General features: G+C 61.1%; 6 protein-coding genes. All 6 read left to right on the forward strand.

Annotation, left to right across the window (positions count from 1 at the left end; genetic code table 11):
• Window positions 1–7 precede the first annotated feature (7 nt).
• The 6 genes from K9U40_RS02180 to K9U40_RS02205 are packed head-to-tail and all read left to right on the forward strand — an operon-like array spanning window position 8 to window position 16,904.
• Window positions 8–3,511, forward strand: a complete 3,504-nt coding sequence (locus K9U40_RS02180) for a helicase-related protein (protein WP_282888612.1) — start codon at window positions 8–10, stop codon at window positions 3,509–3,511.
• Window positions 3,508–7,749 carry a sacsin N-terminal ATP-binding-like domain-containing protein gene (locus K9U40_RS02185; protein WP_282888613.1) on the forward strand — a complete coding sequence of 1,414 codons (4,242 nt, stop codon included), beginning with the start codon at window positions 3,508–3,510 and terminating at the stop codon, window positions 7,747–7,749. The genes K9U40_RS02180 and K9U40_RS02185 overlap by 4 nt, the downstream gene beginning before the upstream one ends.
• On the forward strand, window positions 7,733–10,660 hold the full coding sequence (locus K9U40_RS02190; RefSeq protein ID WP_282888614.1) for a DUF1156 domain-containing protein: 2,928 nt from the start codon (window positions 7,733–7,735) through the stop codon (window positions 10,658–10,660). Before K9U40_RS02185 ends, K9U40_RS02190 begins: the two co-directional genes overlap by 17 nt.
• Before the next feature lie 14 nt (window positions 10,661–10,674).
• A complete protein-coding gene (locus K9U40_RS02195; RefSeq protein ID WP_282888615.1) occupies window positions 10,675–13,971 on the forward strand; it encodes a DUF499 domain-containing protein in 3,297 nt (1,098 codons plus the stop codon).
• Window positions 13,972–15,351 carry a toll/interleukin-1 receptor domain-containing protein gene (locus K9U40_RS02200; protein WP_282888616.1) on the forward strand — a complete coding sequence of 460 codons (1,380 nt, stop codon included), beginning with the start codon at window positions 13,972–13,974 and terminating at the stop codon, window positions 15,349–15,351.
• Window positions 15,348–16,904, forward strand: a complete 1,557-nt coding sequence (locus tag K9U40_RS02205; protein ID WP_282888617.1) for an argonaute/piwi family protein — start codon at window positions 15,348–15,350, stop codon at window positions 16,902–16,904. Before K9U40_RS02200 ends, K9U40_RS02205 begins: the two co-directional genes overlap by 4 nt.
• Window positions 16,905–17,381: the final 477 nt, after the last annotated feature.

A 17,381-nucleotide genomic window follows, 5' to 3' on the forward strand; every position in this document is an offset into this window, starting at 1 on the left:
CCGGCTGATGACCGCCAAGCTCGAAAGCATCAAGAACGGCGCCTCCGTCCGCGGCATCGCGTCTGCGCAGCCCGTGCAGATCGTGTCCGTGGACTGGATCGGAGATCAGGCGATCAATGTCGTCTACCGCGACCACAACGGCTCGGTCGCGGAGTCTGTTCTCTACAGGGACGACGAGCATCGTCTCGAGGTCGAGCAGGACGGGCGGCCCTGGTCGTTCGACGCGGATGGTGCGTTGCTTCGATTGGTGACCGAAGCCAACCGCATCAAGCTTGCCCATTTTTTCGATCCTTATCTGGCCATCCACACCAGCCTCGTCGATCCGCTGCCTCATCAGATTTCGGCAGTCTATGGCGAGATGCTTCCGCGGCAGCCGTTGCGATTTCTGCTCGCAGATGATCCCGGCGCCGGCAAGACGATCATGGCGGGCTTGCTGATCAAGGAACTCATCGCGCGGAGCGACCTCGAGCGTTGCCTCGTGGTCGCCCCCGGCAGCCTGGTCGAACAGTGGCAAGATGAACTGGGTCAGAAGTTCAATCTCGAGTTCGACATTCTGACGCGGGACATGATCGAGACGTCTCGCTCGGGGAACCCGTTCAACGACCGGGATCGACTTATCGTTCGCCTCGACGTTCTGGCCCGCAACGAAGACCTGCAAGAAAAGCTCATGAGCGCCCGCGAGTGGGACCTCGTCATCTGCGACGAAGCCCACCGGATGTCGGCAACCTATTTCGGTGGCGAGGTCAAATACACGCGGCGATATCAGGTTGGTCAGAAGCTCGGCCAGGTCTGCCGGCATCTGCTGCTCATGTCGGCGACGCCGCATAACGGCAAGGAAGAGGACTTTCAGCTCTTCATGGCGCTGCTCGACGGCGACCGGTTCGAGGGGCGTTTCCGTGATGGCGTCCATTATGCCGATACGGAAGACATGATGCGGCGCCTGACGAAGGAAGAGCTGCTGAGGTTCGACGGTCGGCCGCTCTTTCCCGAGCGCCGAGCCCGCACGGTCAAGTACCAACTCTCGGAAGGCGAGGCTGCGCTCTACGCCGCCGTGACCGAATATGTGCGAACCGAGATGAACCGGGTTCAGCGGTTTGCTGAGGGAGATGGCAAGAAGCGCAATAATGTCGGATTCGCCCTGCAGATCCTGCAGCGTCGCCTCGCTTCCTCACCGGCTGCCATCTATCAGTCGCTGAAGCGTCGCCGCGAACGGCTCGAGACCGAGCTGGGCGAAGCGAGGCTCGCGGCCAAGGGACGGCGTGCCGGTATCGGCGAGCCGTCGGTGAGCTCCGATGTTCTCGGCAACATCGACGAGTACGGACAGGACGAAATCGATGAGCTCGAAGAGCTGATTTCGACTGGCGCGACGACGGCGGAGACCGTCGAGCAGCTGGCTCTCGAAGTCGACACGCTCAAGGGGCTGGAGTCGATGGCGCTCGGCGTCCTTCGCTCCGGTGTCGATACGAAGTGGACCCAGCTGAACCGCATTCTCGACGACGATCTCATGATCGACGCCGCCGGAAATCGCCGGAAGCTGATCATCTTCACCGAGCCCAAGGACACGCTTCATTACCTGCTCGACAAAGTGCGCGCGCGCCTTGGGAGCCCTGAAGCCGTGGACGTCATCCATGGTGGTGTGTCGCGCGAGGAGCGGAGGAAAGTGATCGAGCGCTTCATGCAGGACAAGGACTTGCTTGTGCTCATCGCCAACGATGCGGCGGGCGAAGGCGTGAACCTCCAGCGCGGCCACTTGATGGTCAACTACGACCTTCCATGGAACCCCAACAAGATCGAGCAGCGCTTCGGCCGCATCCATCGAATCGGGCAGACCGAAGTTTGCCACCTCTGGAATCTTGTGGCGGCCGACACGCGTGAGGGCGAGGTCTACGGGCGTCTGCTCGAAAAGCTTGAGGCGGCGCGGGAGGCTCTGGGTGGGCGCGTCTATGATGTGCTCGGTGAGCTCTTCGAAGGGACTGCGCTGAAAGACCTTCTTTTCCAGGCCATCCAGTATGGCGAACAGGAGGAGGTGAGGGCCCGCTTGTTCCGCCAAGTCGATGGCGCAGTCGACCAGACGCACCTGCTGGAACTTCTGCGTCGACGCGCGCTCACAAACGACACCATGCCCCAGGCCAAGGTCGAAGAGCTGCGGCTCGAGATGGAGCGCGCCGAAGCGTTGCGCCTGCAGCCGCACCACATTCAGAGCTTCTTTGTCGAGGCATTCCAGCATCTGGGCGGCCGTTTGAAGCGCCGTGAAGAGGGCCGCTGGGAAATCACGCACGTTCCAGTGCGGATCAGGGAGCGCGATCGCCAAATCGGCACGGGCGCGCCTATCCAGAAGCAGTACGAGCGGGTCTGCTTCGAGAAGAGCAAGATCAATCAACAGCCGGTCGCTGCGTTCATCTGCCCGGGACATCCGCTGCTGGAGGCTGTGATCAGCCTCATCCGGGAGCAGTACGAGCAGATCATGCGCCAGGGCGCGATACTGGTGGACGAAACCGATACTGGCGACGCGCTGTCCGCTGTCTTCCTGCTGGAGCACACGGTCCAGGACGCCCGCACGACGAGCGGCGGCAAGCCGCATGTCATTTCTCAGCGCTTGCAGTTTGCCGCGATCGACAAGGCCGGGAGTGCCAGCAACGCTGGTATCGCGCCTCATCTCAATCTCCGGCCCGCCGCACCAGAAGAAGTCGACCTGATTCGAGACCTGCTTGATGAGGATTGGCTGACCACCGAGCTAGAGAAAACCGCGATCCGCTTTGCCACAGTGGAGCTGGCGCAAGGACACGTCGCCGAAGTCAAGGCGCGGCGCATACCTGAAATCGAGAAGGTCGAGCAGGAGGTACGTGCCCGCCTCAAGAAGGAAATCAACTACTGGGACTCGCGGGCCTTCGAGCTGAAAGAAGAAGAGAAGGCCGGCAAGAAGACGCGGCTCAGCTGGCAGAACGCCCAGCGGCGCGCCGAGGATCTGGCGGAGCGGCAGAAGCGCCGGATGGATCAGCTCGAGCGGGAGCGGTTTATTTCATCGCAGCCGCCGCGGGTGCGCGGCGGCATGGTCGTCATTCCGCGCGGGCTGCTCAAAGCCCGGCAGAACCCTACGGTACCCAATCATTTTGCCGAAGATCCGGCGGCGCGGAAAGAGATCGAGCTCGCGGCCATGCAGGCTGTGATGGCGGCGGAGCGAGCGCTTGGGCACGAACCGCTCGACGTGTCCGCCCAAAAGATTGGCTACGACATCGCCTCCCACAATCCGAAGTCCGGACACCTTCGCTTTATCGAGGTCAAGGGCCGGATCGACGGTGCGGACTCCGTGATGATCACGCGGCAGGAGATCATCACCTCCCTTCATGAGCCGGAAAAGTTCATCCTCGCGGTCGTGGCCGTCAATGGCGGGTTTGCGCACGAGCCGCGATATGTGCGGGGCGCGCTTATTGAACGCGAGCCGTCCTTCCTGGAGACAGCGATCCAGTTTGACCTGCGGCGTCTGCTTGAACGTGCGGTGCCGCCATCATGAGTGCGGACCGCCGATCCGCGCCTGTCGTGGCTGAGCCACCGGCTTTCTTCCATCCGATCAGGGATGGTGCGTCGAAGCGCTGGAATCAGCTTGAGGCCGACCCCGAGCTTGCCGGGCCGTGGCACCAACTGTTCAAGCAGGTGCAGAGCCCGCGCCATATCCTGTCCGAGCTGCTTCAGAATGCCGACGATGCCGGCGCGACCGAGGCGCGCGTCTCGATCGAAGACCAGCGTTTCGTGTTCGAGCACAACGGCGAAGACTTTGTCGAAGCGCACTTCGCCTCTATCTGCCGCTTCGGCTACTCGAACAAACGTGCGCTTCACACCATCGGGTTCCGAGGGATCGGCTTTAAGAGCACGTTCAGCCTGGGCGATCGCGTCGAGCTGTTCACCCCCACATTGTCTGTTGCCTTCGAGCGGAACCGCTTCACCGAGCCGCATTGGATTGACGGCCGCCGCACGACTCAGAGCGTCACGCGCGTCGAAGTGGCTATTGCCAACCCACTTCTCTGCCGCGAGGTCGAGAAGAACCTCGATGACTGGCTGAAGAGCCCGGTTTCGCTGCTGTTCTTCAAGAAAATTCGGCGTCTTCAGATTGGCGATCGGGTGGTCCACTGGCAAAGCCTCGGACCAGGCCCTGTCGCCGAGAGCGAGTGGATGTCGCTGGACGACAAGGGCGATGACGCCTTTCTCCTGGTCCGGTCGGCCGAAGAAGCGTTCCCCGCTGATGCGCTCGACGAGATCCGCAAGGAACGGATGCTCGGTGCCGAGGACGGCGGCGACTTCCCGCCCTGCCGGGTCGAGATCGTCTTGGGCGCAAAGGGCCGGCTTTATGTCGTGCTGCCAACGGGTGTTGAGACGCCGCTCCCGTTCGCCTGCAACGCTCCGTTCATCCAGGATCCCGCCCGCCTTAAAATCAAGGACCCCGAGACCTCGCCGACAAACCGCTGGCTGCTGAAACGTGCCGGCGAACTCGCGGCCAAGGCGATGGTGGAATGGCTCGAACAGACCAAGACCGGTGTTCTGGATCGAGCTGCGGCCTATGGCCTGCTGCCTGACGTTGACCGAGAGGCAAGCACACTTGAGGGCTCTTGCGCGGCCATCGTCGAGCTGGCGTTCGCCGATGCGGTCGAGGACCGGCCGATCCTGCTGACCGATGAGGGCAAGCTGGTTGCCGCCGACGCGGCGATCGTGATCCCGCTGCCGATCTTCGATATCTGGCCGGCGGAGCAGGCGATGGCTCTGTTGGATGAGAAGTCGCGGCCAGCCTTGTGTCGGCATGTCTCGGCCGCCGACCGGACCAAGCTGGTTCACTGGAACCTGGTCGAGGAGTTTTCGAAGAGCGATCTTCTCGCTCGCCTCCGCACAAGCCACCTGCCTCGGCCGTCCACATGGCGGCATCTGCTGAACCTTTGGACTTACATCGCGCCCGAGGTGACGGGATGGCAGAGCCATCAACCGGAGCGACTCCGCATCGTTCCCGTCCAGGGCAAGGAAGTGCTCTATTCGGCGTCTGAGGTGGTGCGGCTCGGGGAGAAGAAGCTGCTCCAGTCCGATGATGACTGGGAGTTTCTCGCGGGGCATCTGATTGTCCTCAATCAGAACTGGACCCGCTTTCTGGCGGAGCAACGCCGGGACAAGGGCGACGGCGATGGCCGATCTGACCCGACCCAAGCCGCCTTTGCGGTGCTCAAGAAAATCGGCCTCGACGACACGAGTGACGTCAACGCGGTGATCGAACGGGTCGCTGCCGACTTCTTTGGAACAAGCGGCATCAAGCTGGCCGAGTGCGTGCAACTGGCCCAGATCGCGGCAAAGCTTGGTGCGACCGCGGGCGAAGCATTTCGCTATGCCTGCGCTGATCGGAAGCTTCGACAGGTCGCCACAGCGATCCTGTATGACCAAGACGGCACCCTGGAAGACCTGTTGCCGGAGACTGCACGGCAGACGCAGCTCCTGCACCCCGATTATGTGGCCAGCTTCACCTCTTGTTCGCGCGAGGATTGGCTGCGGTGGGTGTCGTCCGGCCGTTCGGGACTACAGACCTTCGCACCGCTGACCGCAAAGCGGACAAACGTCTATGGGCGCCAGCAGGTGGACGCCGAGGCCAAAAAACGTGGTCTGCGCGGAGCGCTCTATTACCCCTATGTGACGAGCCAGTTCGTCGTCGAGGACTGGGATGTCCCGGCCGAGTACTGGCGGCACTGGGAGGCGCTGGCGAAGTCCGACCCACAAATTTGGGCCAAGGTCGCCGGGCGGATTTTGGAGCAGCGGGACAGCTACTGGTCTCGTGCATCAAGTGCGCGCTTGTCCCAGGTCGCGACCACGGGATCGACCCGATCGCTGACGTCAGAGCCGCTGCTGGCGGACTGGTTGCTGAAGCTCAGGTCGAAGCCCTGCCTTCCCGATACGCGCGACATGATCCATGTCCCTGCCGATCTGCTCCGGAGGACGCCGGAGACGGAATCACTCATGGATGTCGAGCCATTCGTGCACGGTCTCCTTGATCGGGAGACGACGCGGCCGCTGCTCGATCTGCTCGGCGTTCGCAGCTCGCCAAGCGGGCCAGGCCGATTGCTCGACCGGCTGCGCGCGCTGGCGAAGTCGGACAAGGCGCCGGCCCATGAGGTCGAGAAATGGTATCGCCGCCTCGACCAGATGCTCGATGCCGCTTCCACGCCTGACGCCCAGAGCATCAAGGACGCGTTCAAGGCAGAGAAGCTGATCCTCGCGCAGGACGGCACCTGGGTGACGTCGGGCGGGGTTTTCCTGGCCGGGGACGAAGAGGATGTCCCGGGCGCCGCGGTCATCCGCGCCTCGGTACTTGATCTGACCCTATGGCGCCGCATCGGCGTTGCTGAGCGGCCGTCAGCGGATCTGGCGTTGCAATGGCTGGGTGCGCTTCCCTCCGGTAAGGCGCTCTCGCCTGATGACGCGCGCCGTGTGCGGACACTCATGTCCCGATACCCGACCCGCATCTGGGAAGAGTGCCGGCATTGGGTGAACCTGTCCGGCGAATGGGTCGAAACCGACGCGCTCGCCTATGGGCTCAGCATGCAGAGCCTGTTCACCTACGGGCATCTCCACGACTGGGTGAAGCGCAAGACAGCCGATTTCCGGCAGCTCTCGGCCGAAACGGTGCGCAATCCGCCATTTTCGTCGCTTCAGGCATTGTCCGATCTCGTCGAGGAGCGCTTCAACCAGCCTCCCCTGTTTCCGGGTCTGGAAGACAGGCGCGCTTGGCTCACGGCCTTCGGCACGCAGCTTGCGCGGATCGAACTGGCCGACCCTGGCGAGACCGAGCGCGTGCGCACGGTCGCAGCGGCGATCGCGGCGACCAGCTGGGTCGCCGCCCCGAAGCTGGAAGTGATCCCTTATCTGGACGGCGTGCCGGCTGGCACGGCGCGGCTCACGGATATTCTGTGGCTGGACGGCAAGCTGTTCGTCAGCCCGCTGTCGAAGGCGAAGCTTGCCAAGCGCGTGCCGGAAGAGATCGGCAAGGGCCTGAGCGCCGATATTCGTGCCGCGCTGGCCTATGCGTTCGAGCGGTCGCCTGCTGACATCAAGGACTATCTCGAAGAGAACTTCACGCTTGGCCCAGAGCAGACGACGGTCGCGCCTGTGGTGGAGGTTCCGCCTGCGGCTGCCGCTGGCGGAGGCGAAGCGGTCGATGAGCCGGCCGAGCACTCTCAGCAAGCGGCGTCGGACGATGGCGAGGCCGGGTCGGTGATCGACGAGGACTTGTCCGAGGACGAGGATCCCACGAACCCGCCGGAACCAGAGGCACCGCCCCAGGAGGCCGAAGGCGGGTTGTTGGAGCCGGAGACCGTCAGCCGTCCGCGCCCGCCGCAGAAGCCAGCGCGGCCCAGCGTCATCGCCCGCTTCGCGTTGGCGCTCGGCTACAAGCCCGATGGCGAGGATCGCTTCTACCATGCGGATGGCAGCTGGATCGGCCGCGCCAACGGCGCACGCTTCCCGTGGGAGCGTCGCTCGGCAGGCGGTGAGGTGCAGCGGCATTACTATCCGAAAGAGCATTGCCTGGAGCGTGAACCGCTTCAGATCGAGGCCGACGTCTGGGGCCTGCTCGACCAGAAGCCCGACGCTTACTCATTCATTCTCGTCAACCCTGAGGGTGAACCCGTCGAAATGACGGGCGCTCGCCTGCGCGCATTGCGCGATGGCGGCGAGATCACCATTCACCCCGCAACATACAGGCTCGTCTATGACCTCGACCAATAAGTACAAGAAGAAGCTCATCGAGGTCGCTATCCCGCTGGAGGCGATCAACGCGGCGTCGGCGAAGGAAAAGGGCAGTCCGTTTCTCAAAGGCCACGCGCGGGCACTCCACCAATGGTGGGCTAGGAGGCCGGTGGTTGCATGTCGAGCAATCTTGTTCTCCCAGTTGGTAGACGACCCGTCGGGATATACGGCGAAGCTGCTGGACGATCCAAAGATCCGCGAGAGGGCGGAGGCGGACCTCGCTGTGCGCCTCAAGGCTTGGCGCGAGCGCAAGGCAGACGCGCATGGAAATGTGCCCGACACGCCCGAGCCGACGTTGGAGGATTGCGCAGCCGACATTGAGCGCAAGCGCCTTTTCGAGATCATCGAAGAGCTCGTTCTGTGGGAGAATTCGACCAACGAGGAAGTGCTAGAGCGCGCGCGCGCTGAAATCCGGCGCTGTTGCGGCGGCTCGCTACCGCCGGTCTACGATCCGTTTTCGGGTGGAGGGTCGATCCCTCTTGAGGCGCAGCGCTTAGGCCTGCCCGCCTATGGGTCTGACCTAAATCCAGTGGCGGTGATGATCGGCAAGGCGATGATCGAAATTCCGCCGAAGTTCAAGGATCTTCCCCCCATTCATCCCGGCATCAAGGAGCGGTCGTTTTACCGGAACGCAGAAGGGCTGGCCGAAGATGTGAAGAACTACGGCGAATGGATGCGCGAGAAGGCGTGGAAGCGGATCGGACATCTCTACCCGCAGGTCGATTTGCCGAAGGAATATGGTGGCGGCAAGGGCACCGTCGTCGCCTGGATTTGGGCTCGAACCGTTCCGAGTCCTGATCCTGCCTTTTCTGGTTCGCAGGTGCCAATCGCCTCAAGCTTCTTGCTGAGTTCAAAATCTGGAAAAGAGGTGTGGGTCGAGCCAGTGGTCGATAAGCAAACAAAGATGATCACTTACCGCATCCGACATAAGGGCACCGCTTCGGAGATTGCGGTTGCCAAGGAGGGTACAAAGGCTGGGCGCGGAGCAAATTTCCTATGCAAGTTGTCCGATACTGCGATTACCTCGAAGCATATTACTTCCGCAGGCAAATCTGGACAGATGGGTCAGAGGCTTATTGCTATTGTGGCCGAGGGCAAACGTGGGCGAGCATACATAGAGCCCTCAGAGGAGCATGAAGCAATTGCTTTGTCGGCCAAGCCAAACTGGAGGCCTGAGCAGCGTCAGCCGGATAATCCACGATGGTTTTCACCGCCGGCCTACGGGATGGAAACATTCGGGGACCTGTTCACTGACCGCCAATTAGTGGCGCTCAACACCTTCAGCGATTTGGTGCACGAGGCGCGCGCACAAATTGAGGTGGATGCGCTAAGCGCGGGGCTTTCTCCTGACCCCACCCCGCTTCGGAATGGAGGTACAGGTGCATTTGCATATGCAGAGGCAGTAAGCGTGTATTTGGCCTTCGTCGTGGACAAGTCCGCTGACTATGGAAACAGTATTTGCGGCTGGAATTCAACAAATCAGAACATACGGCAGCTTTTCGCTCGGCAAGCGGTTCCCATGAGCTGGGATTTTGCTGAAACAAACCCATTCGGGAAGATGGCAAGTTTTTCTGGGTTTTGTGAAAGTGTTTTGGGAGGGCTATCTGGCGTACTACCAGCCGCGTTCGGAAGTGTTTTTCAAGCGGATGCGGCAGTATCGAGCTTTCCGGTGCCTAACTGTGCAGTTTCGACGGACCCTCCATATTACGACAACATTGGCTATGCGGATTTGTCTGATTTTTTTTACGTTTGGTTGAGGAAAAATATCAAATCTGTATTTCCAGAGATTTCGAGCACACTGACAGTACCGAAAGCAGAGGAATTAGTCGCTACACCTTATCGGCATGGGGGGCGCGACGAAGCGGAAGAGTTTTTCTTGCGTGGAATGACGGCTGCCATTTCTAGTCTTGCTAGGCAAACGGACACAGAATTCCCTACAACAATTTACTATGCATTTAAGCAGAGCGAAATCGAAGAGGAGGGTCTTTCATCGACTGGATGGGCTACATTTCTTCAAGCGGTTATTTCGGCAGGCTACTGCATTGTTGGAACATGGCCGGTTCGGACTGAGCGCGCAGCGAGGACAGTTGCCGCCGGCACAAATGCCCTTGCCAATTCGGTGGTATTGGTTTGTCGAAAGAAGGAGGCCGCTGCTGAGGTCATCACGCGCGCCGAGTTTATCCGCGCGCTAAAGCGCGAGCTGCCCCCGGCCATTGCCGAACTTCAGGCGGCCAACATCGCACCTGCCGATATGCCTCAATCGGCCATCGGTCCCGGCATGGGTGTGTTTTCGCGCTACAAGGCGGTGCTGGAATCCGATGATAGCCCAATGAGCGTGAAAGCAGCGCTGCAGCTCATCAATCGTGAGCTCGACGAATATCTCGGCGGCATACAGGGCGAATTTGATGGTGATACCCGTTTTGCGATCACCTGGTTTGAACAGCACGGCATGGCGAAGGGTGATTATGGTGCCGCTGACAATCTCGCCCGCGCGCGGGGTATCTCCGTTGAGAGCGTAAAGCACGCCGGAATCATTGAGAGCGCTGCCGGCAAGGTGCGCATCCTTCCGCGCGACGAACTGGATGGTGATTGGGAGCCCGAGGGCGACGGTCACCTGACCGTCTGGGAATGCCTTCAGCACCTCGTCCGCAAGTACGAGAAGGACGGCATCTCGCATGACACCGCGGCGCTGTTGAAGAAGATCGACGCCAAGGCAGAGGCCGTAAAAGACCTTGCCTACTGCCTCTACGACATCAGCGCCAATAAGCGGAAGGATGCGAAGGAGGCCACGGCCTACAACGCCCTTATCGCCGACTGGACCGAGCTGACGCGGCAGGCCGCGGCCATCCACGACACGAGCGGGGATCGTCAGATCCGCCTGGATATCTGAGGGGGAACGGGACAGTGGCCAAGAGCACGCGCCAGTATGTTTTCGAGGGCATGGAGCTGCTGCCCGCAGCCCTCATTCCGTTCGTTGAGAAGCGGCTGGAGAGCTCGCTGAAGGGGCATTGGCAGGTCCAGGTTCTGGAGAAGCTGCCCAGCCTGCGCCCCAACAGCAACGGTGAGGTCGGCTGGGACCAGGCCGCGCTGTTCAACGCGATGGACCGCTTCTGGAACGACGCCTTCCGCGCCGTTCTCGGCCGCGCTGAGCGGTCCTGGGTGAATGAGCTGAGCGATGTTCGCAACAAGCTCTCGCACAACGAGACCTTCACCTACGACGACGCGGAGCGCGCGCTCGATTCCATGCGCCGTCTGATGGAGGCGATCAGCGCCGGCGAGACTGCCGAGCAGCTCTCGAAGATGCGCGACACCATCCTGCGGACGAAGTTCACCGAGCTTCAGCGCAACGAGGAGCGGCGCAAGACCCAGCGTCTTGAAATCTCCGTCGAGACAGTGGCGGGCTTGCTGCCGTGGCGCGAGGTGGTCGAGCCGCACCAGGATGTCGCCACCGGCGAATTCCAGCAGGCCGAGTTCGCGGCCGACCTCGCCAAGGTGCATTCGGGCAGCGCGCCCGCCGAGTATCGTGACCCGCGCCAGTTCTTCAGCCGCACCTATCTGACCGAAGGTCTGAGCGCGCTTCTGGTCGGCGCGGCCAAGCGGCTGTCGGGGAGCGGCGGCGATCCGGTCGTCGAACTGCAAACCAACTTCGGCGGCGGCAAGACGCACTCGATGCTGGCCCTCTACCACATGGCGGGGCCGACGCCGGTTCAAGACTTGTCGGGCCTTGATCAGCTGCTCGAAAAGCACGAGCTGACCGTGCCCAAGAACATCAAGCGCGCGGTGCTGGTTGGCACCTCACGCGGGCCGCAGGACGTCCTCAATGCCGAGGGCGGCCGCAAGATCCGGACGACCTGGGGTGAACTGGCGTGGCAGCTCGGCGGCGCCGAAGCTTTCGACATGGTTGCGGAGAATGATGCCAACGGCATTGCGCCAGGCTCGCACCTGCTCGAGACGATCTTCAAGAAGTACGCCCCATGCCTGATCCTGATCGACGAGTGGGTCGCCTACCTGCGGCAGATCTATCGGGTCGAAGGGCTGCCATCGGGTTCGTTCGACGCGAACCTGTCGTTCGTCCAGTCGCTCACCGAAGCGGTAAAGGCCAGTCCCGGCACATTGCTGGTCGCCTCCTTGCCTGCGTCGCAGATAGAGGTCGGCGGCGAAGGCGGTCAGGAGGCGCTCGCGCGTCTCAAGCAGACCTTCAGCCGCGTGGAATCCTCATGGCGGCCCGCCAGCCAGGAGGAGAGCTATGAGATTGTCCGGCGGCGGCTGTTCAAGGAGATCTCCGGCGACAAGTTCCATCACCGGGACAACACGCTGAAGCAGTTCGCCAAGCTCTATCGCGAGAACGCCAACGACTTCCCGCAGGGCTGCGCCGACGAGGATTACCGGCGCAAGCTGGAGAAGGCCTATCCGATCCACCCCGAGCTGTTCGACCAGCTCTACACGAGCTGGGGATCGCTGGAGAAGTTCCAGCGAACGCGCGGCGTGCTGCGCCTGATGGCGCAGGCGATCCACGAGCTCTGGATGAATGGCGACCCGTCAGTGATGATCATGCCGGGCAGCGTTGCGGTTAGTTCGCCGCGCGTTGAACCGGAGTTGCTCCACTATCTCGACGTGACCTGGCAGTCGATCATCGCCGGTGATGTGGATGGCACCGCGTCGACGCCCTACAAGATCGATCAGTCGGCCCCAAACCTGAACCGCTATTCCGCGACGCGGCGCGTCGCGCGCGCGATCTTCATGGGCACGGCACCGACGCACCAGCAACAGAACACCGGTCTCGACGACAAGCAGATCAACTTGGGCGTCGTGCAGCCAGGTGAGCGGCCCGCGATCTTCGGCGACGCGCTGCGACGGCTGACCAACCAGGCCAAGTTCATGCACGCCGATCTCGGGCGCTACTGGTACTCGATGTCGGCGAGCCTCAACCGCATCGCGGCCGACAAGGCAGCACAGATCGAGACCGCGCTCGTCCTGATGACGATCGACACCGAGCTGAGCAAATATGTGAACAGCCTCGCAGATCGTGGGCACTTCGACGCCGTGCAGGTGGCGCCGGCCTCGTCAGCGGAAGTGCCGGACGAAGCTGGAGGCGTGCGGGCAGTCGTGCTGGGCGTCGCGCATCCGCATAATGGCCGCGAGGGTTCCGAGGCGCTGGTCGAAGCCAAGGACATACTGATGCAGCGTGGCAGCACGCCGCGTGTGTATCGCAACATGCTGGTCTTCATCGCCGCGGATTCTCGCCAGCTCGATAATCTGAAAGACGCGGTGCGAGCGTCACTCGCTTGGGGCGAGATCGTCCGCGACACCGAGCGGCTCAACCTGACGCAGAGCGACAGCGCGCTGGCCAAGGCAAAGCTGGCTGAATCAAACGAGACGATGAAGACACGCCTGAAAGAGGCGTGGTGCTATCTTCACTATCCGGCGCAGGAGAGCGCACAAGCCGATGTCGAATGGGTCTCGGGCAAGATCCCGGCTCAGGACGGGCTGCTGGCGCGGGCCAGCAAGAAGCTCGTCGCGGAGGAAGGGTTGCTCACGGAGCTCGGGCCTACGCGCCTCGATCGCGACCTCCAGAAGTACATTTGGAACGGCAAGCCGCATCTCTCGCTCAAGGATCTGCGGGAGTATCTCAATCGCTACATCTACCTGCCGCGTCTGAAGAACCAAGAGGTTCTGATCAAGGCCGTGCAGGCCTCCGTAAGCGGGATGATCCCGGGGCCCTTCGCTTATGCCGAGCGATGGGACGAGAAGTCGGACATCTATCTGGGCCTTGCCATCGAGCGCGCCGCGAACGCGGCAGTCGTGATCGACAGCGACAGTGTCATTGTTAAGCCTGCTGTGGCCGAGGCCCATCGACCGGCTCCGGTGCAGCCTGGTAGTGGCGGGGGTACGCAAGGCCCAGGCGAGAAGTCGCCGGAAACAGGGGCACAGCCAGACGGCGCTACGCCCCAGCCTCCTCCTGCTGAGAGGAAGCCAACTCGCTTCACCGGCAGCGTGATGATCTCTTCGGAACGACCAGCCCGCGAAATCCATCAGATTGTCGAAGCGATCGTCGAGCAGCTCACGACGATCCCGGGGAGTTCGGTGAAGCTGAAGCTAGAGATCGACGCCGAAGTTCCATCGGGGCTCGACCGGGCGAAGGTGCGGACGTTGGTAGAAAACGCCAATACGCTCGGGTTCATCGACAAGGCGGTCGAGTAAATGAGCGGGGGCGGGCCTGTTGAACGCGACCTGATTTTCATCTCCAAGGCGACGCCTGGTGATGACCAGTTTGTGTTGTGGCTCGCGCCGCGGCTCGAAGCCGCCGGCTACAAGGTCTTCGCAGACATTTTCGATCTTGATGCCGGGGACGAATGGCGCGGCAAGCTTACTGCGGCGCTTCAGACTCGTGCATTCAAGATGCTGTTGTGCTGTAGCGACGAGACGCTCGCCAGAAGGGGTGTCCGCGAGGAGATCGCCATCGCGGAAGACCTGACGAAACAACTCCAGGATCCCAACTTCATCATTCCGTTGAAGCTGCGCGCCTTCCAAAAGCTCTTCGGCATCGGCGGCCTGCAGTATGTCGACTTCGAGAGCGGATGGGCGAAGGGGCTGGAAAGCTTGCTCAAATCGCTCGAAAGGCAGCATGTGCCCAAGGCTGGCGGCGGCATCATTCAGCCCGAATGGTACGCTCATCTGCGTCGGCGCGCAGTCGAGATCGAGGCGGTTCCCGAGGTCCTGACGTCCAATTGGCTCCGGATATTAAGGATGCCGGACAAGCTCAATCACCTGGTGCCGAACAATCGTGCCAATGAGACGTTGCAGCGTAAGCTCGGCGCGTCCTTCGAATACCCGATGGCGGAATTCGGCGACGGTTTCCTGACCTTCGCCAGCCCAATGGACCTGGCGGAACATTTCGAGCGGGTGGGGCCGTTTCACGCCGAGCGTGACTTCGACGTTCTCGATCTACTCGAGAACGGGTCATCGGACGCGGGGATCGACAGCCGCGATGCCCGGTCGATCATGATGAATCTCTTGCGCCAGGCATGGGAGAAGCATTGCGCCCGCCAAGGGCTTCTTGCGCATTCGTTCTCAAGCGGACTGTCCTTCCACGTTGGCGACAAAAGACTGGGCCTCAAGAAGCGCGTCTCATGGGGGCGCCAGGGTCAGAGCCGCAATTCAATGCTACGCGGTGTCGCCCGCAAGAAGATCTGGGAATACGGTGTAAGCGTAATTCCCAGCCTCTTCCCTTACCCTCATATGCGGCTCAAGGGCCGTGTGCTGTTTTCTGACATCGGCGAGCACAACAAGCCGATCGCTATTCCAGACCCCAAAACTCAGTTTCGCCTTCGGCGTTCGATCTGTTCAGCTTGGCGGAACAAGGCTTGGCATGGGCGTGTGATGGCGTTCATGGAGCTGTTGGCTGGCGACAGTCCGTATGTCGACCTTGCCGTCGGCTCGGGCGGCAGCATTACTCTCGATGCGATGCCGATCCAGTTCACAGCGCCTGTAACCGCGCGCCAGACCAACAGACTGGGCGAGGACGCGGAAGAAGCCGATCCCACAACGCTAGGCGGCCACTTCGAGGAGGCGGACGCTTGATCGAATTTTCCGAGAAATCCGTTCCGGTTCTCTACATTCCGGAACCACCACTGGGTTTTGGGCACGGGCAGGCTTCGGATCATCCGAAGGACGGCCTTACGCTTTACGGGCCTGCGTCAAAGCCTGATCGTCCGCAGATTACGATAGGTGCGGTTGGTACAAAACATGGCCTAGACCTCCTGTGCCGCTGGCTCGATGCAATCAGCAATCCCGTCGCAATTCCGCCTCGGGGTCAGCGCGACAAAGAGTTCCGGCTTCATCTGTCTGATTTTCCCGGTCTCGAGGAGGCCTTCGGCATCCGCGCCGATCCCGGCGGTATGATTAAATGCGAGATTGATCCTGCGGATATCCGTGCTGCGATTGCGATCGAGAACCATCACGAGGCGGTGGCCACCACAACAAAGCTGTTCATCAACCCGATTGAACGCCACGCGAAAAATGAGGAGCGGGCGGTAGACGTTTGGATCTTTGTTGTGCCGGAAATCGTCTTCGAAACCTGCCGCCCAGTTGCGGGTCAGCGCCGCAAGGTCGAGCTTCTCAAGGGGGAATTGTCCCGGCGCCAGAAGGGGCGCGTCGACCTTCCGCTACTGGCCGGTGTTATTGATGACACGCTTGAAGCAGTGTTCGATGACATTCCCGACTTCCACCGGCAGGTCAAAGCGAAGCTTTTGAAGCTGGGCATGACATCTCAGCTTGTTCGCGAGACAACCCTTGCTCCTGAAGAGTTCGTGAACAAGGCAGGATATCCGAAACGTGGCACTCAGGATTCCGCCACCGTCGCTTGGAATTTGGCCACAGGCCTGTTCTACAAAACGCAGGCGGAACCCCCGTGGAAGATCGCCCGTATGCGGCCAGGCGTCTGCTACGTCGGCTTGGTGTTTAAGCTGCTTCCAAATCACGCTGACAATCACGCCTGCTGTGCGGCGCAGATGTTCCTGAGCGAAGGAGACGGTGTCGTCTTTCGCGGGGCGAACGGGCCGTGGCGGACTGAAAACAGAGAGTTTCACCTCAGCGATCTGGCGGCCGAAAACCTGATCAAGACGGTTCTGGATACCTACAAGCAACGCTTCGGAATTTATCCAAAAGAGCTGTTCATTCACGGCCGAACCAAGTTCAACGACGCGGAATGGGAGGCCTTTAGCAAAGCCGCGCCCGACGGCACCAATATCGTAGCCGTGCGTATCCAATCGACGCACGGCGAGATCAAGCTCTTCCGCGATGGCGATTATCCGTGCCTGCGCGGCACGGCGATCCAGCTCGGAGACAAAGATGCTTATCTGTGGACCACGGGGTATGCGCCACGCATCGATACCTATATCGGTCCCGAGACGCCGAACCCGTTGTTCGTGACCGTGCTCCGCGCGAGCGGTGACTATCCCTCCATCGAGACGGTGCTGGCAGACATACTGGGTCTCACGAAAATCAATTACAACGCCTGCAATTTCAGCGACGGGTTGCCGGTCACCATTCGTTTCGCGGACAAGGTCGGCGAAGTGCTAACTATGGGCAGCGCTACGGGAGCAGAGCGACAGCCGTTCAAGTTCTATGTTTAGGGGCGTCGGACGTGCGCTGGCCACCTTTGCTGTTCCCGGGCTACTCGATCCGAAGACTGAGTCCTGTTATGGAGGACTGACGGTACTTTCAGGCGGCCGCCGGAGTTGCGCTGGGCAGGCAGAAAACGGGTCTGAGGGGCGATTGACCTCGATAGATCCCGGAACCGCGAAAATATTTTTTCTGGCAGTTTTTTCAATGAAATCAAAAGCGTAGCATTTTGACGGCCTCACAGTCGGAGAATGGCCGTCAGACCGGGTACTTACCATCGAGTTTTCAAACACTTATGCGAGATTCAGACAATCGAGTGGGAGTGAACTAGGGTGGTTTCAGACCATCCCGCGCCGTGCCGAAGATCGAACCAATCCTCTGGCTAACAACGATTTTTCTTCCTACCCCGTATCACTGCGTTTCACCCCAGCCGGACCACTTTGTTGGTACCGATGTTGGTATGGCGCAGGATGGTCGAGAAACGGGCT

This window comes from Xanthobacter autotrophicus (assembly GCF_030015065.1).
Lineage (GTDB): Bacteria > Pseudomonadota > Alphaproteobacteria > Rhizobiales > Xanthobacteraceae > Xanthobacter > Xanthobacter autotrophicus_D.